Below are 24528 nucleotides of genomic sequence, written 5' to 3'. Positions count from 1 at the left end.
ATGTCTGAAAATACAAATGCAACAGAATTTGTGAAATATGCAGATAAGAGTAATATTTCCATAAAATTTTAGTAGATTTAATAAAGATGCTTTAGTAGCATTGCCAAAGGCTATAATACCCTGAAGCTTGCTTCGAAATTAAAAAGTTGTTTCCAACGAATGCCTCGTGGACTTGTTCCGAGGTAATTTTCTGATAGTTTTTTGTTTTTAAATAAACCTATTGAGAAAAAAATGTTCAACCCTAAAGCTTAAAATTTTAAATCTCTAATCTGTATGCTAAAGTCTTTTCTGATAACTGTGCTATTATTAACTCCCTTTTTGGGGTTTTCACAGGTAAAAGATAGTTTGAAAGAACCTCTTATCTCTTTGGAAAAGAAAAGCCTTTTAGAAAATTTGAATATAACTTTTGATATGCGTACCGAGTTTCAGGCGTATACTTTTAGGGGCGGCGACCGCTATTATAATGGGATACAGTTTGAGAATGGATTCACAGCAATGGGATTTTCAGCAAAATTACACGATAGGATTGATTTTAGCTTTAGGAATCGTTTTAATAAAGGTAGTGATGTACAAAGCCTGGACCAGTTGGGAAGTAATATAGAGTTGGCTTATCTGGATATTAAGCTTAGTCCTACTGTAGATATTATATTGGGAAAAACCTATGCTTTTTACGGAGGTTATGAATATGAATTTAAAGCTCTTGAGGTGTTGGAGTATAACGATATTCAAAGCAATGCTTTAGCCTTTGTAACCGGTGCCGGTATTACCTATAAGCCTTTAGGAGGGCATAAGTTTGGTTTTCAGGTGCTAAATTCCCGTACAATGCATTACGAAGATATTTATGGCGATGTTGTTGCTGAAAATATCCAGGAACCCGATTGGCCGGTAGCGGTGGTTGGAAACTGGCGCGGAAGTTTTTTTGATGGTAAATTTCAAACTATTTACAGCCTTAGCTATTCTAACCAGGTAAAAAACAGAGGAACCTACTTTTTTACTTTAGGGAATAAATATCAAAACCGAAACTTCAGCTTAATGTATGATTTTAATTACAGTTTCGAAGAAGTAGATACCAAAGGTATTGTAACCGAAATTTTTGCAGATGAATCTATTGCAGAAGACGTGCTGTATATTGAAAACTGGTTTAGGGCCGAATATCAATTTAATTCAAAATTTAAAGGCTTATTAAGTTTAATGACCAGTAGCGCCTATTCTAATGTTACAAGCGATCGTAAACACATGAGAAGAAGCTACGGGATGGTTCCTACCTTATACTATAGTCCGTTTAAGAAAATTGATATCAGGTTTTTTCTGGCCTATATTGGTAGGTATTATGATTATTCAAACTATGCTGTAGAAGAACTGGGAGCCGCAAACTATAATAGAAATGAAGTGAGGGTGGGTATTATAGCTCCCTTGTTGCTGTTGTAAGCTTAAAAAATCTCTTTTTCTTCGAGAGCTTATATAAATAATGAACATAAGCTCCAAAACCTTTTATTTAATGAAATTAATGACTGTAGATATTCTTTATACTGGTCATTTTTAAATTTTCCTACTTCAATTTTCTACTTAATTTATCGGTTTACGCAAGCTAAAAAATATTATACCAAAAGCTAATTTACTTACTTCTGTCTTATTCATTTTTGCTAATCTTCATCGCCTTCTTTAAGGTTAAAGTATTAAAACTTAAGACAGTCTTTTTATGCCTGTCTTGATGTAAGTGGTTCGTTTTAAATTATTTAAAATGATAAATCCCATATTTGATTTAATTTCTCTTATGATTGGAGTCATAAAAAAGGATGAATATAGCTGGTAATTTTACTTCAGAAATTCAAAACAATCATTATGAAATTTACTTTAAAAATAGGATTGGCAATTGCCTTTATATTTTCTTTCGCAGCCTGCGGAAATTCTGAAAAGGATAAAGATGAAGATATTCGTTTAGAGGGCTACAGTTCAAAAGCTAAAAAAGAAAACGTTGAAACTGGAAAGGCTTCCGGGGGCAACGACCTGTCAAATAAAGGCATTGGCCCAATTAAATCTATGGCTTTACCCGAAAGCATAGATGCAGAAATGGCTAACAGGGGAGCTGATATATTCAAAAAAATGTGCTCTGCCTGTCATAAAATGGATAAGAAGTTTGTAGGTCCTGAAATTGCCGGAGTAACCGAAAGACGCTCGCCAGAATGGATCATGAATATGATTCTTAATCCTGAAGAAATGATTAAAAAAGATCCTATCGCCAAGAAGCTGCTTATAGAATCAAATATGGCCGTTATGGCCAATCAGGGACTTGAAGAAGATGAAGCCAGGGCTATTGTAGAGTATTTTAGACAATATGATAAGGAAAACTAGGTGTTTTAGTGAATTATAAACTCCATTGAAATAAAACTCAACACTTAATTAAACCAACCAATCATGAAAAAAAATGTCCTTTTCTTAAGCTGTATTCTGCTCTTAAGTGTCACTATTCTTATTGGCTGTAAGAATAATAAAGGCGATAAAGTAGAGGCTGCTATCACAGAAGAAACTACAAATGCCAATAAGGGCCAGGCCTTTATTGATGACGATAGTGAAACACCAAATGCCTTACGCCTGGCAATGCAATCTAAAGATCATACCACTTTAGTAGCTGCAGTTGAAGCTGCCGATGTTGAAAATGCGCTGGTAAATGTAGGGCCGCTTACTGTTTTTGCCCCCACAAATACTGCTTTCGATAAATTGCCCGATGGGACGGTTGAAAATCTATTAACAACTGAAAATAAGTCTAAACTGGCTTATATACTTACAAACCACGTGGCACCCAGTAACTATCCCATAGATATGCTTGAAAAGAATATAAAGAAAGGCCGTTCCCTATACATGGCATCGGGGGAGAATGTAGAGCTTAGTAAAGAAGGAGAAGATATTATGGTAGGCGGAGCTAAGATAGTAGGTACTGTTAAGGTGAGCAATGGCTGGGTACACGTTGTAGAAGACGTTATTTTACCAAAAGAGTAATCAATTTAATTTTCAAGTAACTAGTAATAAATTAAAACCTAATCTAATGAAAAATATAATTAAAATTACCGTCCTCGGAATCCTGGGCCTTTTTTTACAGTCTTGTGGTAATGATGGATCTTCGGGCAGTAAATCGGGGGCCATTACTTCCAACGCAGCCGAGCGCGTATATGTAGCACCGGGGGAGCACGACGAGTATTATGCATTTCTCTCAGGTGGTTATAGCGGTAACCTAACCGTATATGGTTTACCATCGGGAAGGTTGCTAAAAGAGATTCCTGTTTTTTCCCAATTCCCAACCAATGGTTATGGGTATTCTGAAGAAACAGTGCCTATGTTAAATACTTCATTCGGTTTCGTGCCTTGGGGAGATGCCCACCATCCCGATATTTCTCAAACAGAAGGGGAACTTGACGGACGTTGGATTTTTATCAATGAAAATAATACGCCAAGGATAGCGCGTATTAGTCTTGAAACTTTTGAAACCGAAGAAATTATTGAGATCCCCCACAGTGCCGGGAACCACTCTTCTTCGTTCATTACCGAAAATACCGAATATGTAGTGGCAGGTACCCGTTTTTCTGTGCCTTATCCACAAGAGGATATGGCTATAGACCAAATGAAAGGAAACTTTAAAGGCCCTCTTACCTTTATTGCTATTGATGATAACGGTAGAATGAATATCGATTTTCAGCTAAAAATGCCAGGCTTTAACTACGACCTTTCGCATCCCGGGCGCGGAGATTCCCACGGATGGTTCTTCTTTACTACTTATAATACCGAAGAAGCCCATACTATGCAGGAAGTAAACGCTTCACAAAATGATAAAGATTTTATCGCTGCCGTAAACTGGAAGAAAATTCAGGAATATGTAAAAAATGGAGGAGGGGAAGAAATAGATGCCGAATATGCGCATAATGTTTTTGATCATAGCACACAAACGGCTACCACTACTATGGAAAAGAAAGTTTTAACCGTAGACCCGAGAGAAGTGGAAGGAGCGGTTTACTTTATGCCAACCCCAAAATCTCCTCATGGTTGCGATGTAGACCCATCGGGAGAGTATATTGTAGGTAACGGAAAACTTTCAACAGATCTAACCGTTCATTCTTTTTCAAAAATGCTGAAGGCTATCGAGAATGAAGATTTTGATGGAGATGCGTATGGTATCCCGGTGCTAAATTTCGACTCTACCTTGGCAGGTACAGTTAAAGAAGGAGGTTTAGGCCCACTACATACCGAGTTTGATGGTAAAGGAAATGCCTATACTACTTTCTTTATCTCTTCTGAAGTTGTAAAATGGAAATTAGGAACCTGGGAAGTTTTAGACAGGCAGCCAAGTTACTATTCTGTTGGTCACCTTATGATTCCGGGTGGTAACTCAAGAGAGCCATACGGTAAGTATATGATCTCTATGAACAAAATAACCAAAGATCGTTACTTGCCCACCGGGCCCGAGTTAGAGCACTCTGCACAGTTGTATGATATTTCAGGAGAAAAAATGGAACTTCTTTTAGATTTTCCAACACATGGAGAGCCCCACTATGCTGCAGGTATTCCTGCCGAGAAAATCAAATCGAAATCTAAGAAAATTTATCGTTTAGATGAAAACAAGCATGAATATGCCGCTATTAGTGAATCTGAAACTAAAATGGTTCGTGAGGGCAATGAAGTTCATGTGTATATGACTACCGTGAGAAGTCACTTCTCACCAGATAACCTGGAAGGTATTAAAGTAGGAGATAAAGTATTCTTCCATGTTACCAACCTTGAGCAGGATTTTGATGTACCCCACGGCTTTGCTATGATTGGTGCAAATACTTCAGAGCTTTTAATAATGCCGGGACAAACAAAGACAATTACCTGGGAACCTAAAAAAGAAGGCGTATGGCCATTCTATTGTACAGATTTCTGTTCGGCCTTACACCAGGAAATGCAGGGATATGTAAGAGTTTCCGGTAAAAATTCAAATGTGCCATTAAAATGGACTTTGGATGACGAAGAGATTAATTAGTTTATTTAGTTGAAAACTGGTTGTTTTTAGATTGAGAAAGGCGGGTGGATGGAATGTTTGCCCGCTTTCTTTTAAAAATCCCAATTACAAATGAAAAAATCAGGAACTTTAATGATAATTGGTTCAGCTTTACTGCTAGGCCTGTTTATCTTCCCACTTTGGAATATTCAGTTGGAAGCTCCGCAATATCCTGACCCTCTGGGGATGAATATTTATATAAGTGGAATTGAGGGCGAAGAAGAATTTGATATTCAAAATATAGATGGGATTAACCATTATATTGGAATGAAAAAGATTCCTACCCCGGCAGAAATGTGGGAATTCAATACTTTTCCACTTGTAATTGGAGGAATGGCCGCACTTGGTGCCTTGCTGGGAATTCTAGGGTTCTTTAAAGTTATAGGGCCAAAATGGTTTTTAGGATGGCTTATCTTAATGACGGTTTTGGGAGTTTTAGGGATGATAGATTTTAATAATTGGTTAACCGATTATGGAACAGACCTGGATCCCAGGGCAATTATGAAGCTAACCGATTCTGAAGGCAATCCTTTGAGCTACAAACCACCCCTCTTTGGATCTCAGAAAATTTTAAATTTCACTGCACATTCCTACCCTAGGGCCGGTGCCTATTTAATGTTTATAGGAATGTTGTTGACTTTAGTTGCATGGCTTCTTGGGAGGAAGTCAAAAACAACGGAGCTAAATAAAAATTAAAGCTATGAAAAAGATAATCTACCTTTTTATGCTTGGGATATTAATGGCTTGCAGCAATGAACCCCAACCCATAAATTACGGAAATGACAATTGTGATTTTTGTGAAATGACAATTGTGAGCAAGGCTTTTGCTGCCCAGGCTGTAAGCCAAAAAGGCAAGCAGTATAAATATGATGCAATAGAATGTATGGTGAACCACCAGCTTCAGCAAGACTATAATATGGCGGTTTATCTTGTGGCCAATTTTGAACAGCCCGGAGTGATGATAGATGTGAAAACGGCCGGTTTTGTGATAAACGATAGTATTAAATCTCCCATGGGCGGCAATTTGGCTGCTTTTAAAAAAGAGAGTGATGTAGTTAACAAAGGAGGCGAAGGGATTTTTAGTTGGGAAGAATTACAAAGTAATTTTCTAAATAATGAACCGGTAATAACCAGTTACTAATATTATGTGCAGGTTTTTTCTTTTTATAATTTTTGTTTTTGCTTCAGTGGTTTCACGGGCGCGGGAGATAGAAGTCTGTAAAACCTGTGAGGTGAAGACTATTCAGGCAGCCGTAGATATGGCAAGGGATGGAGATATCCTCAAAATAAAAAGCGGAACTTATAAAGAGCATGATATAAGTATTATCGATAAATCCATTAGCATTATTGGAGAAGGCCTTCCGGTAATAGACGCCCAAATGAAAGGTACTGCCTTAAGCATAAGAGCCGAAAACTTTTCTGTTGAAGGATTAAAGATTATTAATGTTGGAAGAAGCCATACCAGTGATTTTGCGGGTATTTTGGTCTCCAACTCCAAAAATTTTGAGCTAAAGAACAATCGGCTTGATAAGGTGTTTTTCGGGATTCTCTTAGAAAGAGCTTCCGAAGGGATTATTTTGGGAAACAAAATTACCAGTAATGCCAAAAGTCAATCAACTTCCGGAAACGGCGTGCATATCTGGAAATCAGAGAAAATAACAGTAAAAAACAATCAGGTAATTGGGCTTAGGGACGGTATTTATTTAGAGTTTGTAAATAACTCAGAGGTTATTGATAATTTATGTAAAGATAACTTACGCTATGGTTTGCATTTTATGTTTTCAGACCACGATTTGTATAAGGGCAATGTTTTTGAAAATAACGGAGCCGGAGTAGCGGTTATGTATTCTAAATTTATTGATATGCACAATAATAAATTTAGAAAGAACTGGGGCAGTGCTTCCTACGGACTTCTTTTAAAGGAAATAAACGATTCAGAATTAAGAAATAATATTTTTGAAGATAACACCATCGCTATTAGTGCCGATAATACCAACCGTATAAATTATATTGAAAACAATTTTAGGAACAATGGGTATGCAGTAAGAATACGGGGAGCGGTATATGATAACAATTTTCAGCGAAATAATTTTTTATATAATTCTTTTGATATTGCCTATACCGGAAAACTTAATAATAATAAGTTTAGTCATAATTATTGGAGTGGATATTCCGGTTACGACCTGGATAAAAATGGAATTGGGGACGTGCCTTTTAGGCCTGTGAGCCTCTTTTCTTACCTGGTGAACAAAACCCCTGAGGCTATCGTGCTGCTAAGAAGTACATTTATAGATTTACTGGATTTTTCAGAGAAAGTGTCTCCTATTTTTACCCCGGCCAACCTCATTGATGATCAACCCTTAATGAAAAGAATTCAATGGTAAACATTACAAACCTCCATAAAAAATTTGGTTCCCTGGTGGTGCTAAACGGACTTGAACTTAAAACTCCCGAAAGCGGAATTATAGCGGTATTGGGGCCAAATGGTTCGGGGAAAACTACACTTATAAAAAGTATCCTGGGGATGGTAGTACCCCAAAAGGGAGAAATTGAAGTAAATGGGCAAAGGGTTAAAAAACACTGGAATTACCGGGAAAATATAGATTATTTACCACAAATAGCCAATTTTCCGGGAAATTTAAAAGTACAGGAGCTTATTGATATGATTAAAGATTTACGCGGAAAGGAAGCTCGTGACCGGGAGCTAATAGAACTTTTTAAGTTGGAACCATTTCTGCAAAAGAAACTTAACAATCTATCTGGAGGAAGCAAGCAAAAAGTAAACCTGGTTTTATGCTTTATGTTTAATAGTCCTCTAATTATTCTCGATGAGCCCACCTCGGGGCTGGATCCCGTTTCACTTATTCGTTTGCGAAAGCTTATCCAGCAGGAAAAAGAAAATGGCAAGACCATTCTTATTACTTCGCATATTATGAATTTTGTAGAAGAAATATCAGATAGAATTGTATTTCTACTGGAAGGTAAAATTTATTTTAACGGAACGGTAGAAGAGCTTAAAACATCTACAGGAGAGAAAGATTTTGAACACGCTATTGCCAACATCTTAACCGGGAACCATGCTTAAAATATTAAAATATAGTTTTTACGACCTTTCGCGTAGCCTCTGGAGTTACGTATACTTTTTCTTTTACCTTCTTTTAGGAGTGGTTTTGTTGTTTTTAAATAACGACCTTTCCAATGCTGTAATTACCCTAATGAATGTAATTATTGTTTTGGTACCGCTTATTGGGACCATTTTTGGAGTGATGTATTTTTATAATTCCCGGGAGTTTACAGAGCTGCTTCTGGCACAGCCGGTAAGAAGAAGTTCTATTTTTCTCGGGCAATATCTTGGGGTAGTCATCTCATTGTCGGCCAGCCTTATTCTGGGCCTGGGTTTGCCATTTATTATTTACGGCTTATTCCAGTCGGGGGCAATTTGGGATTTTGTTTCCCTGTTGGTTTCGGGGGTATTCCTAAGTTTTATTTTTACTGCCCTGGCGTTTAATATCGCCTTATCTTACGAGAACAAGATAAAAGGCTTTGGCCTGGCCATCTTACTTTGGCTTTTCCTGGCCGTGGTTTACGACGGACTCTTTTTACTTTCCCTGGTATATTTTCAGGATTATCCCTTAGATAAGTTCTCTTTGGTGGCCAGTATGCTTAACCCTATAGACCTTTCGAGGATACTTATTTTGTTGAAACTTGATATTTCTGCCTTGCTTGGGTATACGGGAGCGGTATTTAAACAATTTTTTGGAACCGGTTTAGGAGCATTTACCTCAATTGGAGTATTAATTTTATGGGTTTTACTTCCGGTTTGGAGAATTAAATATATTTCAGCAAAAAAAGATTTTTAAAGAATTAAAACCCTGGGTCAAGCCAGGAATAATTAAATGCCCTCATTGAGGGCTTAACGATATACTTTTCCGCTTTTAATTTTTATTTCGCCTTTCTTTTCCAGTCCTTTCATGGCCCTTATCACCGTTTCTACCCGTAGCCCCGTTAGATCGGCTATTTGCTGGCGGGTGAGGTTTACTTTAAATTTAAAAGGTCCTTCAATATGGTGTACATATTTTTTAAGGTAATCCAGTATTCTTATAATTCTATGTTCGGGATCCTGGCTCGAGATTTCAGAAACCATAATTGCCTTATAGAATAATCTTTTTGCCAGGGTTCGGGTTAGCTTTAAATGGGTTTCGGGATGTTTTGTGAGTAATTCTAAAAAGTTACGTTTAGGTAATTTTAAGACTTCTGAAGTTTTAATAGCTTCGGCATTTGCCGGATATTTTACATCTGCCAATAACGGCGGCTCCCCAAAACTTTCGCCATCTACAAACAGCCCCTGAATAAATTCTTTTCCATCGGCATTGTAGTTATTCATCTTAATTTCACCTTTTATAATCTGAAAAAAATTAAGCGCAATTTCTCCCTCTCCAAAGAGCTGGTCTCCTTTATGGTAAGTCTCTTTTGAAGCACCAAAATCCAACAAAATACTTTCTTTAATCATCTTAAACTTTTAAAGTGAAACAAACCTGCTAAAAATTACTGTAATTAAAAATGAGAAAGGTCATATCTTCTGATAATGAGTGGTTTATTTGGATTTTAAATTAAGGCCTAAAATCCATCCGGTAGCCACAGGAATCAGCGCACTTACCAAAACCAATATTAGAAAGTAATCGCTAAAAAAAGGCAGGCCCAGCCAAAGTACCAATCCTTTGTAAAAAATAAGCATTTCAGAAATTAAAAAGCCACTCAAATACAAATAGAAAGCTTTTTTGGGAAGCTTAATTAATTTCAACCAGTTTAAAAATCCGAATAAGGCGATTGAAACAAAACCAAGAAAAACCCAGTGCAAATAGCCAATAACAAAGTCCAGGTTCTTAAAAGCTAAATCGGCAAAAAAGGGAATGGCCGTAAGGCTTTGCATCACTATTTTTCCAATCAATAATACACTGGCAAGTTGTAAAATTCTATAGATAAAAGGACTAAGGCCTTGCTTTAATTTCATTTTATTCCACAGTATAAATGCAAAAAGCTTGTAGAAGGCAAGTACCAGGAAAAGGCTACCAAGACCACCTGCTAAATAAAAAATTAGAGGCGGATTTGTCCAATAGGTAGAAAGAAAGAAGCTTAAGATAACTCCCGAATTTAGTAAGTAGAAAAATCGCTTAAACTCGCTGGGATTAAATGTAAATTTTAATTGATAAAATAGGTAAAAGGCAATTCCCAGAATGGCTAGTAAAAACCAGGCATTGTATTGAAAATGTAGGTAGAAATAAATAGAAAGTTTATACCAAATAGAGGTTTTTCCAAGGCTACTCATAATGGCGCCCAAAGCCCAGGGGCCAATACTGGAGAAAACCATATACCATAAGGCGGCTTTTATTAGCTTATAATAGTGAGTATTGCGATGTTTTTTAGGTGTGTTTTTTAGAATATAAGCGGTAAAAAAATAAGAGCAAAATAAAAACAGCGTAGAGAAAATAATAGAAACTACCGCATAACCTTGAAAAGGAAAGCTAAACAGCATTCCCAGCAAACTAATATTAGTGGCCAGGAAAATATACCGGTATTTTTTTGAAAGCTTTGCGCCATGAAAAAACAATAGATAAATAATTGCGGTTAGTGCAAGATATACCCAGCCTAATAAAGCTATATGGGAATGAGTATGAATGATATATTTATAATTGGCCGCAATGGGGGTTATATAAAAAAGCCGGAGCAATATCCCCAGGGCGGCTGCCATAAAGAAATAGGCAAGAGCAATATAAGTATGGTTCTTTATATTTAAGCGAAACATTTTTGAATATAGTAAATTACCTCTTGCTAAGTGAACAATGCATTAAATGAAAAGATTTTTTTATTGGCACCGCCAAAGGGTGTAATGCCCCCGAGTCTTGCCTCTAAACTAAAAATTTGTTTCCAACAAATGCCTCGAGGGCTTGTTGCGAGGTAGTTTACTGCCAAACAACTCTGGGAGCCCAAATAATCGGGTAAAAGCAAATACCCCAAGAAATTTCTAACTCGGGGTAGCTTCAACACAATTATAAACAAATCTCTAAAATAAAACTAAATTTCTCTTAGGCTTCTGGGAAAAGCCGAAAATTGAAATCATACTAATTGTTTAAACTGCGCTCAAGTTCAATTGCTTTAGGAAATAGAATGTTGTTTTCTAAATGAACGTGTTGATGTAGGTCGTTTTCAAACTCTTCCAGTTTGGAGTAAAATGCCCTATAAGTATTACAAGCCCAGTCGGGGTAGGTGTAATTATCACTTAAATGGGAGATTTCTTTAAAAATTGCCCCGGCCTCATCATGTTCTGCTTCCATCATTTCAATGGGGTTGTCAATCTTTCCAAAGTTTGGTTCTGGTGCCGGCGTACCTTCCTTTTCTGCTTTTACCAGTTTCTTTATAAACGGAAACAGTATTAATTCTTCTTTCTTAAGGTGTGCACTTAATTCCTGGGCAACCTCGGTAAATAATTGCTGAATCTTTAAGAGTTCTTTTCTTTCGCCCCCATGCACTTTCGCCACTTTTGCAGCATATTGAATTAACAATGGAATATTTTCTTCAACATATTGATGATGTACATTTATAATATGATCGATTAAAAAATCCAGTTTCCAGTTCCTATAATCATAAGCTGCGCTAATATTTGCGTCTGTTTGCTGTAGCTCTTTTTCCAATAACTCCAGATTTACTTGCGCTTTTGTGGCGGCCTCGGCTAAGCTGATATTGCCCCCACAACAAAAATCTATGCCGTGTTTTTTAAATAAATGGGCGTTTTTAATATTTTCGGTAACATAGTCTGCTACGGTTTTAGCGGTTCCGGTATTCATAATAATAGCATTAAGTTGAACAATATTTCAATACAAATATCCGTCTTGTTCACCTGCTAATTTATGAGTCAAGTCATAAGGCTAAAATTTGTAGTTTCAGGAATGTTTTTTCAACTTTCAAAAAAATTAGGAAGCCATAGCCTCAAAACAAACCTCGGTTTCCAATTCCTCTACTTCTTCCTCCCGGTCCAGGTTTAAGCGGTTTAGTTGCTTTTTAGTATTTAAGTACCTGTTTATAATCCTATCGGAATAACTGGAATTCTCCTGCGGAATTAAGTAATCTTCAAATTGCTCGGGCCTAAAATCTTCCGAATTCTCTACATACCCATAGCCGGCATAGCGGCCTTTTTTAAGGTAGATAAATGATTTTTCTTCTTTAGACCTTCCTTTTTCCACCAGCAGGCAGGAATTTTCGTATTCCTGAATATAATCTATCGCCCTGGCAACTCTTTGGTTATACCCGGTGGCATCTATTTCTCCTTTGCACATCCCGCTGCAGCTTTTAATTTTATAATGGCTGCAATGCTCAACCCCGGTTTGCAGGCCGCAATAGCGCGGACATAGTTCAAATTCAGTGCAAATAAATTCCAGGAAATTTATGGCTTCTTCCCGGGTGTAGAACTTCATCCAGCTTACCGGCGAAACTTTGTTTTTATGTATTACAAACTGTTCAATTCCCTTTTGGTTGTGATAGGAGGTAAGGGTATAAGGCCTATTAACTTTCTTTTGTGCTTTATTGAATTTTGGAAAATACTTTAAAATTAAGGTCGATTCGCGTAACAAAGCAAGCAGTTCGCTACCTGTAAGCTCATAATCTATGCTATAGGTGGCTTGCATGAGTTTGTATTTTCGGTTAGTTTTTTCCTGAAAATGCGATTTTATCCTGCTCTTAATATTCTTTGCCTTGCCAATATAAATAGGAATACCGTCTTTGTCTTTAAAGAAATACACCCCGGTTGAGGTTGGTAGTTTTTCAAAATCTGAATTTTTAAAATTAGGGGGCAGGTAGGAAGCGGCGGTACGTTGATTTAGCAGGCCATTAAGAACTTCATATTCGGGATCTAGCGCTAAACAACGTTGAAATAAGGTTACCGTAGCTTCACAATCGCCTTTTGCCCGGTGCCTGTCGTAATGCGGAATATTAATAGAGGTACAAATATTCCCCAGGCTATATGAAAAAAGCCCCGGAATCAACTTTTTGGTAAGTCTAACCGTACACAGGCGTTTACGCTGAAACGTCCTATCTAGATTCTCAAACTCGGCTTTAATAATGTTATAATCAAAATTTACATTATGGGCCACAAATACACAATCTTTGGTAATTTCTTCAATTTCGTTAGCTATCTCGTTAAATTTTGGAGCATCGCTAAGCATGGCATCGTTAATATTGGTAAGTGTCTCAATATATAACGGGATCTCGGTTCCGGGGTTTACCAGGGAATGATACTCGTCTATCACTTCCCCATTTTGTACTACCAACACACAAATTTCGGTGATTTTATTGCCTTTTATCCCACCGCCGGTAGTTTCAATATCGGTTATCGCAAATTTGACATCTTTCATACCGCCAAATTAACAACAATTAAGAATTCTTACAAGGAAAAAATACTAAATATTGGACTTATTCCTATTATGCATGCATCAATCTGAACTTGTTTCAGGATTTATCCCGAATTCACTTCGGGATATTATAGTTTTTTGCTGTCTCGTCGAGATTATCTGAAGAAATCCATTTTCGTCAATCTGAACTTGTTTCAGATTCTAACTTGAAATACACTCGACCCGACTTGCCTTTTTGTTTTTTTTTAAATAGCCATCCCGATTTCATTTCGGAGCCTGCCTCGATTTATATCGGGAATCTAAGTTCTCGGATTAAGAATTCTTTTAAGGTTAAAAAAAAATCAGTAAGTTCTTCTATAAACTTTTTTGCAGTCGAAAAAAAATATCAGTAATTCCTACAAAAATTTAATCTTCTTCTTATATTGTTGAAAATTTAACAGCGGTAGGTATTTATTAATAGTAGCTACCAGAACAGCCATCCCTACAGGCTGTTTTTTATCAAAAACTCATATTTCTGAATTTTTTGGAGTAACAATATTTATTCCGGAAACTTTTAAATGCAAATTTTTGGGAGGTCTCCTATAATGGTTACCTGGTAAGAATTGCTTTTAGGGAAATAGGGGGTTTATTTTAAAAGGAGTTGTGCATAATTAATAAAAATTTATGGATAATTTAATTACTCAAATTAAACAAACAACAGAGAATTTTATAACTCTTGAATTAGAAGAGAGATTAAAATCACATAATTTCTCACCTTGGAATAATCTTAATAAAGATAGACTTCTAGAAACCAAGGGATATATTAGTGAGATATTAGCGCAAATTGAAGAACAAGATTTGTATTCAGATTTAAGTTTTAATATAGTAAATGCGTTGAATACACATTTAAACACAGCTGTACAAAGGTTACAACAACTAAAAACTCAACCAAATCAAACAAATTTTACAAATGCCATTTCACAGCTGGAATCTTTTAGAACAAATTTGTCTTCCTGGGGAATAAAGAATCAGCTAATTATTGGTACAGACTTAGGTGAGAAAGTAAAAGCGTTCGATTTAGAATATCAAAATGTGATTAAACAAAAGAATGATATTGATGAGTTAATACAGACAGTAAATACATTAATTGAGCCAGCTGTAGCAGGATCACTCTCTAATTCTTTTAAGAATAGGCAAGACAAGATTAAAACTAATCGTATTATTTGGTTAGTACTAGTATTATTATCAGGAGTCGGAAGTATTTATGCTACGGTTTGGGTAATTAATTCTTTAGTTTCCACATTCAGTTTCACATATCCAACAAAAGCAACAATTGAACAAATTCAGGCTATCATAGATAAGCAACCTGATAATTCAGTTTTACATTTTTTAAGAGTTGCAATACTTTTTCCTGTCTACTCTTTATTCGTTTATTCATTTGGTCAGTATAAAAAAGAACGTGATTTAGAGGAAGAATATGCTCATCGCGCAGCAGTTGCAACCTCGTTGCCAAATTATGGGGAGTTGGCTGGAGACCCAATAGTCAAAGATCAAATAATATCAGAGGCTACCAAAGTAGTTTTCTATTCGCCCACTAGGCCACAAAAAAGAACGAGTGATGAAAATACAAAATCAATTTTAGGGGAATTAAAAGGAATTGTAGAAAATCTTACCAAAGTAAATAAAAACAATTAACTACGCACAATACTGCTTAATCGCAAATATCGGGTGTTGCCGAAAAAGTATAACTCTAGAAATGAGATAAAAAATGGTTAATCCGACAAGTAAGCGTACCTACCCCGTGACTTGTCCTAATCGAAATCCTCAGCGAAAAAATTAGTAAATAACCTTTATGAAAACGAATTTAAAAGTATTGACCAATGATGAGTTGCAAAAAGAATACAGGGATAAATCAATTATTTTCTCCATTTTTTTAGGTTTAATAATCGTAATGGTCATTTCCTCTATAATCACTCTTTTTATGAGTAGTATTATGGCTACTACATTTCTTCCGTTCGCATTTTTACCATTATCACTTATTTTTTGGAAGCAATTTAATGATGTAAAAAAAGAAATGAAATCCAGGAATGTTAGGAAGAATAGCTGAATCCTGTTTTAACTGTGGAAAGGCAGTAAAAGAAAGTATAGCGGAAGTTGAGGTGTGAAAAAAATAAATTCTGAGTAGAAAAAATAGAATGCCGATCCTTAAAAAAGAGGTTGTGGTATGATATGTAAGAAACTTTAATAAAAAATGAAATTAGCCAAAGTATGTGTTTATCTACTAAGCCTTGTTTTAATAAATAGCTGTTCCCTCAGCAAAACTGTTAAACATCTTAAAGAAGGAGAAACTGAACAGGAAAACTACAAGGTTACGTTGCCTTTCGAGATTAAAAATGGATTTATAATTATACCTGTAGAAATAGAAAATAAGAACTATAACTTTCTTTTAGACACAGGTTCTCCTACGCTGGTATCGAATGAACTTGCTGCAAGTTTAAATTTAAAAGCTATTGATTCTGCAAAAGCAGGCGATGTTTATAATAATAAACTACAAAATAAATATACAAGACTGGAAAACGTTAAAATTGGAAATATAGATTTTATCGGAACAACAGCTTTAATAAATGATTTTAACTCAGTATCAGTATGGTCTTCTTTAGATATTCATGGGTTTATAGGAGCTAATTTAATGCAACATGCTATTTGGGATATCGATTTTAGAAAAAAACAAATTACTATTACTGATAACGAATCAACATTAGATATACCTAAAGATGTAATTGAAAACAAATTGTTTATTGGTGTGGCAGGAATACCTGCTATGGCTTGTAAAATAAATGGAGAAAAAGTCTGGAATTTCACTGTTGATTTAGGCTATAATGGAGGTATTGTCGTACCCTTTTCTGAATTTAAAAAGCAAACAGAAAATGGTAAGATTCTAGATTTTAAAAAATCTAATACTAAAGGGGTTACAGGAATTTATGGTGCACCAAATACAACCCGGGAATCTTTTATCGGAATTATTGATGAAATTGAATTTGGGAATTCAACACTAGAAAATGTAAAAGTGTACTCAGAAAAATATTTAGATAAGGCTTTCGGTTCAGATTTTTTAAAAGATTATCGCATTATTCTAAATTGGAATAGTAAAAAAATAAAGATGATAGAAAATAAATCAACCAACAATTCTTTAGTAAACAGTCTTCGCTATTAACAAAAAACTTAACCTCTTAACCTATGATCTGGCTTAACCTTAAAAAACTGGAACTTTTATTAATTCAGAATAAGATCACCGAATCAATCTCTTACCAGTATTTACTGGTGTTCCTGGTAATACTCACCTTAGCCACAAATGCACCCAAAACCGATTTCACGTATTATGGCTGGGAGATTTCCTATATTATCCTGGAGTTATTGATTACTATTGTAGGAACTTATTTAGTATTTCAGGTAAATGAAAAAGGAGATAAGCGTGATTTCCTTAAACGCTATTTTTCGCTCTCTTTCGTAAACGGACTTCGGCTACTAATATTCTACCTGGTTTTAAGGCTGATTTTTAAAATAATCATGTTTGTAATTCCGCTGGATCTTTGGTACGCTATTAATGATTTCTTTGGGGAAGATGCCGGGGTGTTTTTCTTTGATATTATTTTTTCTATTATCTATTATGTGCTGTTAATGGCTTCTTTTAAAAGAGTAAATGCAGGAAGAGGCGAGGAAAAATTTGAAGTGCAACCTGGTTTAAAGTAGGCTTAGTATTTTTCGTTATTTTTCTATTTTTCAGTAATAAAAAATGAAATTTCTAAGCTTACATCGAGGTTTTGCATGAAAACTGAAAGATGTCACACGATATCTCCGGCTAGATTCCTGGTATAGTAGTGTAATTGTGCTGCTTACCGGGAATATGACCTTATTGCAGTCACAGGCCCTTCTGGTTGCTATTACAACTTAGATATATTCAACTATAGTTGGTAGGTTAATAATTTAGTTCACTACGTTAGTGGAGAATTGAAATAATAAAGGGAAGCTTCGGCCTCCCTTTACTATTGCATTAAATAAACTACTTCGGTCTAAGCCACGAAGCATTTAATCTCGATTATCGAGTAAATTAAAACTCAAATAGAATACCTGCGTTTAGGCTTCCCCAGGTTGCCTCGTCAGCAATTACTTCGTAGGAAGCGAATAATTCAATAGTATCAGCAATATCGATACCAACCACTGGTCTAAAATAGAAACCACCGTCTACAAAGTCTGATATTCCAATGGCGTAACCTATATCAGCGCCTCCAGAAAGAATACCAAACAATTTAAGCCTGGCGGCTGCTGCAAGTGGAAGAAACTGGGTATCGTCAATTTCAATACCGTCACTAATTTCTTCTCCGAAATAATTTCTGAAACCTGCATTTAAACCCAATTCAGCAAAGGCATCAACATTGGTGAAGTAGTAATAGGCGTCAACACCCAATACAAATGAACTAATGTCTCCGGCATCAGCAGTAGGGATTCCAGCACTGGCACCTAGTTTAAAAGTTTGTGAATTCATGGCTGTTGTAATGCCAAAAATAAATACGATTAAAAGTGTTAGTTTTTTCATAATTTAAGTTTTAGTATAGTTAAATTATGCTAATAATTTAATATTAAAAGCAAAATATTAGATAATAAATTGTTAAAAATGTATTAAAACGAAAAAATAGTGGTGTCTAAGGTGCGCTAAACACCACGTCGCAAGCTCCTGCCTTAAAAAAACTCCAACTGATATATCGCTTAGAAGTAAGTTCCAAAAACTTAAAGAACGGCTATTTTGCCTCAATCAAATCTTTCCAGTACCATTGAAATAGCACCGCTGGTAACATTTACGGTAGGTGATGTGCCATTGCTGTGGCCAAGTTTAAAATAGAGCCACAAGACCTTCCTGGCGGTGAAGAAAGGTGACCTTCCGCTTTAAAGTTTGCTTTTAGAGCAACTGGAAAAATAAAAGCCCTAAAGGAATAAGCAGATAGATCATTTCTATCATTAGATCAATTAGTTTTTAAATTCTGAATTTAAAAAGCAAACAGAAAATGGTGAAATTTTAGATTTTAAAAAATCTAATACTAAAGGGGTTACAGGAATTTATGGTGCACCAAATACAACCCGGGAATCTTTTATCGGAATTATTGATGAAATTGAATTTGGGAATTCAACACTAGAAAATGTAAAAGTGTACTCAGAGCAATATTTAGATAAGGCTTTCGGTTCAGATTTTTTTAAAGATTATCGCATTATTCTAAATTGGAATAGTAAAAAAATAAAGATGATAGAAAATAAATCAACCAACAATTCTTTAGTAAACAGTCTGCGCAAAATATCGGTTAATCGCCAGTGATCTGTATTGCCGAAAAAACTAGCCTTAAGCGTCCCCATAATTTCTAAGCCTTCTTTTGATAATAATTCACCTTAAATACTTAATCTTTTAATTTTTGATATTTTATAAGGTGAATTCCTACATTAATTTAAGATTATTTATATATTAGCAAAAAATTAACATAGATAGGTTTTTTTGATATATCTATCTATTAAAACTGCCATCCCTACAGGCTGTTTTTATTTACTGGAGTCGCGCATTTCTTATTTTTTAGGAGCAATTTCTTGCAGTTGCCCGGTGGTTATTCTTCCAGGGGATTTGTTATTAATAGAATAAATAAATAGACTCTAGCCATTAATTGAAAACCATTTAAACAATCAAGAACTTTAAAATTTAGAAATGAAGATTATTAAAATTACTCTCCTGTTGGTAATGGCATTAAGTCTTACAAACTGTGCGTCTGGCTATAAAATGATTGAACCTAAAGCCATTAATTATATTTCTGCCAACGAAAATGACGGAGTAATACTGGAATACAAATATGATTTACTCGATAAGAAGTACGAGAAGAAAGAGTTGAAAAAAGGCGTGAAATTAGTAGCAGTAAAAATAACCAATAACTCCGGGAAGGATTTAGTGTTTGGGCGTGATGCAAAACTAGCCTACGAAAACGGAACAGAGATTTATGTGATGGAGAATGAAAAGGCTTTTAAAACACTAAAACAAAGTCCGGCATCCTATCTATGGTACTTACTCTTAACCCCCGTAAACTTTTATACAAGCAAGACAAATTCTAATGGGGTACAGGAGCAAACCAGTTCTACGCCTATAGGTTTGATCTTGGGACCGGGTTTAGCGGGCGGAAATATGATTGCAGCAAGTTCGGCCAATAAGAAATTTAAAGAAGAGTTACTGGAATATAATGTAAACGGAACGCTTATAGAAGATGGTGCAACCAGGTATGGCCTAATCGGAATTAAAACGGAGGCTTTTGATGCATTGAAATTAAAGATTCAATAAAACTTTCAAAATGAAAAAACAGGCCTTATTTCTATTGTTTACAATTTTGAGCCTCAACTGTTTCTCACAAATCACTTTTGAAAAAGGCTATTATATAGATGAAACGAACCAAAGGCTTAATTGCCTAATTAGGAATGTTGATTGGAGAAATAACCCTAATAAATTTGAATATAAACTTTCAGAAGAAGCTGAAATAAAAACTGCATCCCTCAATTCAGTAAAGGAATTTGCAATTAAGGGTGTATCTAAATATGTAAGGAGTGAGGTAGAAATTGACAGGTCCAGTAAGAATATTAATAAATTAAGTACAGAGAAAAACCCTGTTTTTCAGAAAGAAACCCTTTTTCTAAAGGTTTTGGTTTAGGGAAGGTCTACGCTTTATGAATATGTGGAGAATAATCTAAAAAGGTATTTTTACAAGAAAGAAAATTCTAATATTGAACAACTTATCTATAAAAAATATAAAACTTCCAGTGCTAAAATTGGGGAAAACAATAGGTTTAGACACCAGCTTTGGCTAGATTTAAAATGCCCAGATTTCAACTCAAATAAACTTGAGGCTTTAGATTACGAAAAAAATGAGTTAGTCAGTTTTTTTATAGATTATAACCGGTGTCATAATCAGGAATTCGCCAACTACTCAAAAAAGACTAAAAAGGATTTTTTTAATCTTACAATCAGACCTCGTTTAAATAATTCTTCATTACAAATTCAAAATTCTAAATCGGAAGCCAGAAGTGTAAATTTTGAAAACAAATTTGGCCCGAGTATAGGAGTGGAAGCCGAGTTTATACTTCCGTTTAATAAAAATAAGTGGGCCATTATTTTAGAACCTACCTATCGGGCTTTTAAGGCAGAGAGGGTAAAACCTGTAAATAATCTTACCGGAGGTGAATTGGTTGCAAACGTTGATTATAGTTCTATAGAACTTCCTATTGGATTACGATATTATCTTTTTTTAAATAACCATTCTAAATTTTTTGTCGATGCTACCTATGTTGTTGATTTTGATTCAAACTCTTTTATCGAATATACTAGAAATGATGGCTCAATGGTGAAAACCTTTGATATTAATTCGGGCTCCAACCTGGCGTTTGGCTTAGGTTATAAGCTAAATAATAAATATAGTGTAGAGGCCAGGTACCAAACGACCAGGCAGCTTTTAGGTAACTATGATTTAAACTGGAGTGCAGAATTTAATACATCTATATCTATAATACTTGGGTATTCGTTATTCTAAAAACACCTATAGCGATTTACGAAGTATATATTCTAAACTTACTGCGAAGGCAGTATTAAGGAAGGTTTTATGGAAAGAGGTTATTGGTAATTGAGATGTAATACTATGGGATTTTCCGTAAGATAGTTTACTCCAACTCCTTTAAAATCAATACCGGTACCTTAGGGTTAAAGTCTATGTCTTCTTTAAATTTTTGAGAGAAAAGTTTGCTAAAAAAGCCCTGCCTACGTTTATAAAGGGCTAAAAAGTTGCTTTCCCTACTTTCAATAAACAAATGAATACCGGTGGTAACACTGGTTTGTGTGAGTTTGTGAAAACTAAAGTCTACTTTGGTAAAATAAGACTTTAGGCTCTCTTTGTTTTCTTCCTGTTCTTTGGTAAGTGGTTTTCCAAGGCTGTCAATATACAAGACCCTAATGCTTGCATTTAAATTAATGGCCATCTCAATAAGTGCGGAAAGCTCTTTATTTTTAAAGGCAAATTTATAATTGGTAGGAAAAACTATTTCCCGGTTTGTTTCGGGAAAATTTTGCATTTGCTCGGGTAGTACCAGAAAAGGGCAATCTTCTACTTTTTGAATTACTTCTGAAATCTCACTTTCAAAAGCAGTATTTATCGAGACATTTTCGCCCCGGGAAACCATTAAAATTAAATCTATTTTATGGGCATCTACCACTTCCTGAATGGCCTCAGCAAGCTCTTTATTTCGGGAGATGGTCTCAAATTGATGCTTTTGATTTTCCTTTCTGAAATTTATTCCCTGCATAATTTTCTGCAGGCCTTTTTCAGATTCAGCTTTTGCCGCCTCCAAATCGGCAGTCTGGTTTCTGCCAAGTGAGATCCTGGAAGAAACCTTATAGGTATTCAGAATATAAAAAGTACAGGGAATATCTTTATAAAGATTTAAAGCGTATACCAGCGTATTCCAGGCGTGTTTGGTGAAGTTGGAAGGAATAAGAATTTTTTTCTCCATAAATAATGATGAATTTGATAAGCGATCCCTGTAAATATACTAAAACTAATTTCCCGAAATTTTGATTTTACTTCGGAAAAAGGTAGAAAATGAAGTTCCCTGAAGAGACGTCATTCTGAACTAGTTTCAGAGCCTGCTCCGAAATTTATTCGGAGATCTAACATGTGGATAATTAAAAACATATTAGATTCTGAAATAAATTCAGAATGACATGATTTTTTAGAGAACCTAACTATTAAGCTTTTTACTCATTTATACAAGTAAATCACCCAAGCAATTTATTCCCGGCTCATCTCGGTAAAATACTTGTAGAACCACGGAATGGTTTCTATACCTTTTAAATAATTCCAAACCCCAAAATGTTCGTTGGGGGAGTGGATGGCATCAGTATCAAATCCGAAGCCCATTAAAATAATCTTGCTTTTTAGTTCTTTTTCAAATAGCGAAACTATTGGAATACTGCCACCACTACGTTGTGGAATTGGTGTTTTTCCAAAAGAGGCTTCATAAGCCTTACTGGCTGCCTTATAACCAATATTATCTATAGGCGTGACATATCCCTGGCCACCGTGATGAGGTTTTACCTCAACAGTAACCGAATTGGGGGCAATACTTTCAAAATGTTTTTTAAAGAGTTGGGTGATCTCCTTCCAGTCCTGGTTGGGAACCAAACGCATAGAGATCTTTGCAAAAGCTTTTGACGGTAGCACGGTTTTGGCACCTTCGCCAATATAACCTCCCCATATTCCGTTTACATCTAAAGTGGGCCTAATAGAAGCTCTTTCTAGCGTAGAATAACCCGCTTCGCCGTGAACATCTTTAATAGCAATTTTTTGCTTGTAGGCTTCTTCATCATAAGGGGCTTCTGCCATTTTTTCGCGCTCCTCTTTGCTTAGCTCCTCAACCTTATCATAAAACCCGGGAATGGTAATATGGTTGTTTTCATCGGTTAAAGAAGCAATCATTTGGCTGAGGATATTAATAGGGTTTGCCACCGCACCACCATATAAACCAGAATGTAAATCCCTGTTAGGCCCGGTAACTTCCACTTCCACATAAGAGAGTCCGCGAAGTCCCGTGGTGATAGACGGCGTGTCTTTAGCGATCATTCCCGTATCTGAAATAAGGATCACGTCGTTGGCAAGTTTCTCTTTGTTGTTTTCTATAAACCAGCCTAAATGTTCGCTACCCACTTCTTCTTCCCCTTCAATCATAAACTTCACGTTACAGGGAAGCTCATTGTTCTTGGTCATAAACTCCAGTGCTTTTACGTGCATAAACATCTGGCCTTTATCGTCACAGGCACCTCGTGCATAAATTGCACCTTCGGGATGGATTTCGGTTTGTTTAATTACGGGTTCAAAAGGAGGGGAGTTCCAAAGGTCTAAAGGATCTGGCGGTTGCACATCGTAATGGCCGTAAACCAAAACCGTAGGCAGGTTTTTGTCTATTATTTTTTCTGCATAAACAACAGGATGCCCCGGAGTTTCACAAATTTCGGCCGAATCGCACCCGGCTTCCAATAAATTTTTTTTCACCGCTTCGGCGGTTTTTAGCATAGACTCTTTATAATTAGAATCGGCACTTATAGATGGAATTTTCAGTAAATCAATGAGTTCGCTAAGGAATCTATCCTTATTTTCCTCAATATATTTTTTAATATCTGTCATACTTAAAATTTTAACTGAGATAAAGGTAAAAAAAATATTTCCAGACTATTTGTGAATTGAAACATTTGTGTATATTTGCATCCGCTTAGTTAAAGCAACACATATTGAAATGCGGGCGTGGTGGAATTGGTAGACACGCTAGACTTAGGATCTAGTGCCGCGAGGTGTGAGAGTTCGAGTCTCTCCGCCCGCACAAAAAGCTTCTCAGAAATGGGGAGCTTTTTTTATGGAGTAAATTGAATGGGAAAAAATAGGTGAGGGGCTAGAAGTTTAGGATCAAGAACATTAAAAAAACTCTTTATATGTTTGGTTCAGCTGTGCAGAACTGTTTTTTATTGAACTACTTTTTGTTTAAATTTTAGTATTTCTACCAGGCCTTCATTCTAGAAAAAAGCATTTAAATAGTTTTGCACTACCATTGCATCTTATTTTGTTTAATTTTGCTTCAGAATGAAATTATTTGTTAGCATATCTTTATCCTTAATTTTCCTGTTTCAGTCACTGGGGCCGGCAATGGATTGGTGTTGCGAACTTCCTAAAGTAGATAATTTCATAAAACATTACACAGAGCTTAAGCAGGAAAGCCAAATTTCTTTTTTCGAATTTATAGCAGATCATTATGGCAAAGATAAAACCTACCATAATGATGGTTACGATGGGGAACTTCCTTTTCAGCAAAATCATTCCTGCTGCCATGTACATGTACTTGTTTATAATACCTCTGAAGTTTCTTATCAGATATTTTTGGAGATAGAAAATAATACTTCACCCGATTTTTATCGTTTTAATAAGGATTCCGGTATCTCCCTATCGGTTTTTCAGCCTCCCAGGCTCGGTTAAATACGGGCATCATCATTATTAGCTTACAATT

Annotated in this window: 24 protein-coding genes and 1 tRNA gene; 18 read left to right on the top strand and 7 right to left on the bottom strand. The window is 35.7% G+C overall.

Going from position 1 to position 24528, the window contains the following annotated elements:
- The first annotated feature begins 273 nt into the window (after positions 1 to 273).
- From GUB10_RS09430 to GUB10_RS09390, 9 genes are all read left to right on the top strand, one after another.
- On the top strand, positions 274 to 1428 hold the full coding sequence (locus GUB10_RS09430; RefSeq protein WP_193711185.1) for a porin: 1155 nt from the start codon (positions 274 to 276) through the stop codon (positions 1426 to 1428).
- A gap of 414 nt (positions 1429 to 1842) precedes the next feature.
- Positions 1843 to 2352: a cytochrome c gene (locus tag GUB10_RS09425; RefSeq protein ID WP_193711184.1), complete on the top strand. Its 510-nt coding sequence runs from the start codon at positions 1843 to 1845 to the stop codon at positions 2350 to 2352.
- A gap of 63 nt (positions 2353 to 2415) precedes the next feature.
- The gene (locus GUB10_RS09420) at positions 2416 to 2997 is read left to right on the top strand and encodes a fasciclin domain-containing protein (protein ID WP_193711183.1); all 582 of its coding nucleotides are present in this window, start codon (positions 2416 to 2418) and stop codon (positions 2995 to 2997) included.
- 46 nt (positions 2998 to 3043) lie between these two features.
- Entirely contained in the window at positions 3044 to 5011 is a 1968-nt protein-coding gene (gene nosZ / locus GUB10_RS09415; protein WP_193711182.1) for a Sec-dependent nitrous-oxide reductase, read from the top strand.
- A gap of 90 nt (positions 5012 to 5101) precedes the next feature.
- Positions 5102 to 5725 (top strand): hypothetical protein, encoded by a 624-nt coding sequence (locus GUB10_RS09410; RefSeq protein ID WP_193711181.1) that lies wholly within the window; start codon positions 5102 to 5104, stop codon positions 5723 to 5725.
- Between the two features lie 4 nt (positions 5726 to 5729).
- Positions 5730 to 6170, top strand: a complete 441-nt coding sequence (locus tag GUB10_RS09405; RefSeq protein WP_193711180.1) for a nitrous oxide reductase accessory protein NosL — start codon at positions 5730 to 5732, stop codon at positions 6168 to 6170.
- Between the two features lie 91 nt (positions 6171 to 6261).
- A complete protein-coding gene (gene nosD, locus GUB10_RS09400; protein WP_370591086.1) occupies positions 6262 to 7413 on the top strand; it encodes a nitrous oxide reductase family maturation protein NosD in 1152 nt (383 codons plus the stop codon).
- Positions 7407 to 8114 (top strand): ABC transporter ATP-binding protein, encoded by a 708-nt coding sequence (locus GUB10_RS09395; protein ID WP_193711178.1) that lies wholly within the window; start codon positions 7407 to 7409, stop codon positions 8112 to 8114. Before nosD ends, GUB10_RS09395 begins: the two co-directional genes overlap by 7 nt.
- Positions 8107 to 8889 carry an ABC transporter permease gene (locus GUB10_RS09390; protein WP_193711177.1) on the top strand — a complete coding sequence of 261 codons (783 nt, stop codon included), beginning with the start codon at positions 8107 to 8109 and terminating at the stop codon, positions 8887 to 8889. Before GUB10_RS09395 ends, GUB10_RS09390 begins: the two co-directional genes overlap by 8 nt.
- Before the next feature lie 53 nt (positions 8890 to 8942).
- Here the strand turns inward: GUB10_RS09390 and GUB10_RS09385 are convergent, their stop codons facing one another.
- The 4 genes from GUB10_RS09385 to GUB10_RS09370 form a co-directional block, all read right to left on the bottom strand.
- Positions 8943 to 9539: a Crp/Fnr family transcriptional regulator gene (locus GUB10_RS09385; protein WP_193711176.1), complete on the bottom strand. Its 597-nt coding sequence runs from the start codon at positions 9537 to 9539 to the stop codon at positions 8943 to 8945.
- Between the two features lie 84 nt (positions 9540 to 9623).
- The gene (locus tag GUB10_RS09380) at positions 9624 to 10832 is read right to left on the bottom strand and encodes a hypothetical protein (protein ID WP_193711175.1); all 1209 of its coding nucleotides are present in this window, start codon (positions 10830 to 10832) and stop codon (positions 9624 to 9626) included.
- A gap of 316 nt (positions 10833 to 11148) precedes the next feature.
- Positions 11149 to 11871 (bottom strand): iron-sulfur cluster repair di-iron protein, encoded by a 723-nt coding sequence (gene ric / locus GUB10_RS09375; protein ID WP_193711174.1) that lies wholly within the window; start codon positions 11869 to 11871, stop codon positions 11149 to 11151.
- A gap of 126 nt (positions 11872 to 11997) precedes the next feature.
- Positions 11998 to 13434 (bottom strand): exonuclease domain-containing protein, encoded by a 1437-nt coding sequence (locus tag GUB10_RS09370; protein ID WP_193711173.1) that lies wholly within the window; start codon positions 13432 to 13434, stop codon positions 11998 to 12000.
- A 660-nt stretch (positions 13435 to 14094) separates the two neighbouring features.
- Between GUB10_RS09370 and GUB10_RS09365 the strand changes: the two genes are divergently transcribed.
- The 4 genes from GUB10_RS09365 (at position 14095) to GUB10_RS09350 (ending at position 17160) form a co-directional block, all read left to right on the top strand.
- Entirely contained in the window at positions 14095 to 15105 is a 1011-nt protein-coding gene (locus tag GUB10_RS09365; RefSeq protein WP_193711172.1) for a hypothetical protein, read from the top strand.
- A 157-nt stretch (positions 15106 to 15262) separates the two neighbouring features.
- Positions 15263 to 15517 carry a hypothetical protein gene (locus GUB10_RS09360; RefSeq protein ID WP_193711171.1) on the top strand — a complete coding sequence of 85 codons (255 nt, stop codon included), beginning with the start codon at positions 15263 to 15265 and terminating at the stop codon, positions 15515 to 15517.
- Positions 15518 to 15661: 144 nt separating this feature from the next.
- Positions 15662 to 16624, top strand: a complete 963-nt coding sequence (locus tag GUB10_RS09355) for a retropepsin-like aspartic protease (RefSeq protein ID WP_193711170.1) — start codon at positions 15662 to 15664, stop codon at positions 16622 to 16624.
- Positions 16625 to 16647: 23 nt separating this feature from the next.
- On the top strand, positions 16648 to 17160 hold the full coding sequence (locus tag GUB10_RS09350; protein ID WP_193711169.1) for a hypothetical protein: 513 nt from the start codon (positions 16648 to 16650) through the stop codon (positions 17158 to 17160).
- A gap of 358 nt (positions 17161 to 17518) precedes the next feature.
- Here the strand turns inward: GUB10_RS09350 and GUB10_RS09345 are convergent, their stop codons facing one another.
- The gene (locus GUB10_RS09345) at positions 17519 to 18004 is read right to left on the bottom strand and encodes a hypothetical protein (protein WP_193711168.1); all 486 of its coding nucleotides are present in this window, start codon (positions 18002 to 18004) and stop codon (positions 17519 to 17521) included.
- A gap of 1149 nt (positions 18005 to 19153) precedes the next feature.
- Here GUB10_RS09345 and GUB10_RS09340 point away from each other — a divergent pair.
- From GUB10_RS09340 to GUB10_RS09335, 3 genes are read left to right on the top strand one after another with little or no spacing between them, the layout of a single operon-like run.
- Positions 19154 to 19774 (top strand): hypothetical protein, encoded by a 621-nt coding sequence (locus GUB10_RS09340; protein WP_193711167.1) that lies wholly within the window; start codon positions 19154 to 19156, stop codon positions 19772 to 19774.
- 10 nt (positions 19775 to 19784) lie between these two features.
- On the top strand, positions 19785 to 20138 hold the full coding sequence (locus tag GUB10_RS15955; protein ID WP_227740356.1) for a hypothetical protein: 354 nt from the start codon (positions 19785 to 19787) through the stop codon (positions 20136 to 20138).
- Positions 20139 to 20162: 24 nt separating this feature from the next.
- Complete coding sequence (locus GUB10_RS09335; RefSeq protein ID WP_227740355.1) at positions 20163 to 21014, top strand: outer membrane beta-barrel protein; 852 nt, start codon at positions 20163 to 20165, stop codon at positions 21012 to 21014.
- A gap of 127 nt (positions 21015 to 21141) precedes the next feature.
- On the opposite strand, the gene GUB10_RS09330 is transcribed toward GUB10_RS09335, so the two are convergent.
- Complete coding sequence (locus GUB10_RS09330) at positions 21142 to 21987, bottom strand: universal stress protein (RefSeq protein WP_193711166.1); 846 nt, start codon at positions 21985 to 21987, stop codon at positions 21142 to 21144.
- A 278-nt stretch (positions 21988 to 22265) separates the two neighbouring features.
- Entirely contained in the window at positions 22266 to 23657 is a 1392-nt protein-coding gene (locus tag GUB10_RS09325; protein WP_193711165.1) for a dipeptidase, read from the bottom strand.
- Positions 23658 to 23768: 111 nt separating this feature from the next.
- On the opposite strand from GUB10_RS09325, the gene GUB10_RS09320 reads away from it, so the two are divergent.
- Both GUB10_RS09320 and GUB10_RS09315 read left to right on the top strand, forming a co-directional pair.
- Positions 23769 to 23850 (top strand) — tRNA-Leu (locus tag GUB10_RS09320).
- Positions 23851 to 24107: 257 nt separating this feature from the next.
- Positions 24108 to 24497, top strand: a complete 390-nt coding sequence (locus tag GUB10_RS09315; RefSeq protein ID WP_193711164.1) for a hypothetical protein — start codon at positions 24108 to 24110, stop codon at positions 24495 to 24497.
- The last annotated feature ends 31 nt before the right edge of the window (positions 24498 to 24528 follow it).

The sequence above is a fragment of the Salegentibacter sp. BLCTC genome, from assembly GCF_015143665.1.
Classification (GTDB): domain Bacteria; phylum Bacteroidota; class Bacteroidia; order Flavobacteriales; family Flavobacteriaceae; genus Salegentibacter; species Salegentibacter maritimus.
The sequence above is the reverse complement of the archived record's forward strand: the minus strand, read 5'-3'. Positions and strand labels throughout refer to the sequence as shown.

Excerpts from the sequence above, each read along its gene's own strand:
- GUB10_RS09360 (WP_193711171.1), top strand. The coding sequence starts at position 15,263 with ATGAAAACGAATTTAAAAGTATTGACCAATGATGAGTTGCAAAAAGAA.
- GUB10_RS09345 (WP_193711168.1), bottom strand. The coding sequence starts at position 18,004 with ATGAAAAAACTAACACTTTTAATCGTATTTATTTTTGGCATTACAACA.
- nosZ (WP_193711182.1), top strand. The coding sequence starts at position 3,044 with ATGAAAAATATAATTAAAATTACCGTCCTCGGAATCCTGGGCCTTTTT.
- GUB10_RS15955 (WP_227740356.1), top strand. The coding sequence starts at position 19,785 with ATGAAAAAACAGGCCTTATTTCTATTGTTTACAATTTTGAGCCTCAAC.
- GUB10_RS09325 (WP_193711165.1), bottom strand. The coding sequence starts at position 23,657 with ATGACAGATATTAAAAAATATATTGAGGAAAATAAGGATAGATTCCTT.
- GUB10_RS09365 (WP_193711172.1), top strand. The coding sequence starts at position 14,095 with ATGGATAATTTAATTACTCAAATTAAACAAACAACAGAGAATTTTATA.
- GUB10_RS09420 (WP_193711183.1), top strand. The coding sequence starts at position 2,416 with ATGAAAAAAAATGTCCTTTTCTTAAGCTGTATTCTGCTCTTAAGTGTC.
- GUB10_RS09315 (WP_193711164.1), top strand. The coding sequence starts at position 24,108 with ATGAAATTATTTGTTAGCATATCTTTATCCTTAATTTTCCTGTTTCAG.
- GUB10_RS09405 (WP_193711180.1), top strand. The coding sequence starts at position 5,730 with ATGAAAAAGATAATCTACCTTTTTATGCTTGGGATATTAATGGCTTGC.
- GUB10_RS09395 (WP_193711178.1), top strand. The coding sequence starts at position 7,407 with ATGGTAAACATTACAAACCTCCATAAAAAATTTGGTTCCCTGGTGGTG.
- GUB10_RS09410 (WP_193711181.1), top strand. The coding sequence starts at position 5,102 with ATGAAAAAATCAGGAACTTTAATGATAATTGGTTCAGCTTTACTGCTA.
- GUB10_RS09430 (WP_193711185.1), top strand. The coding sequence starts at position 274 with ATGCTAAAGTCTTTTCTGATAACTGTGCTATTATTAACTCCCTTTTTG.
- GUB10_RS09340 (WP_193711167.1), top strand. The coding sequence starts at position 19,154 with ATGAAGATTATTAAAATTACTCTCCTGTTGGTAATGGCATTAAGTCTT.
- GUB10_RS09390 (WP_193711177.1), top strand. The coding sequence starts at position 8,107 with ATGCTTAAAATATTAAAATATAGTTTTTACGACCTTTCGCGTAGCCTC.
- GUB10_RS09370 (WP_193711173.1), bottom strand. The coding sequence starts at position 13,434 with ATGAAAGATGTCAAATTTGCGATAACCGATATTGAAACTACCGGCGGT.
- GUB10_RS09330 (WP_193711166.1), bottom strand. The coding sequence starts at position 21,987 with ATGGAGAAAAAAATTCTTATTCCTTCCAACTTCACCAAACACGCCTGG.
- GUB10_RS09380 (WP_193711175.1), bottom strand. The coding sequence starts at position 10,832 with ATGTTTCGCTTAAATATAAAGAACCATACTTATATTGCTCTTGCCTAT.
- GUB10_RS09385 (WP_193711176.1), bottom strand. The coding sequence starts at position 9,539 with ATGATTAAAGAAAGTATTTTGTTGGATTTTGGTGCTTCAAAAGAGACT.
- GUB10_RS09425 (WP_193711184.1), top strand. The coding sequence starts at position 1,843 with ATGAAATTTACTTTAAAAATAGGATTGGCAATTGCCTTTATATTTTCT.
- ric (WP_193711174.1), bottom strand. The coding sequence starts at position 11,871 with ATGAATACCGGAACCGCTAAAACCGTAGCAGACTATGTTACCGAAAAT.
- GUB10_RS09350 (WP_193711169.1), top strand. The coding sequence starts at position 16,648 with ATGATCTGGCTTAACCTTAAAAAACTGGAACTTTTATTAATTCAGAAT.
- GUB10_RS09355 (WP_193711170.1), top strand. The coding sequence starts at position 15,662 with ATGAAATTAGCCAAAGTATGTGTTTATCTACTAAGCCTTGTTTTAATA.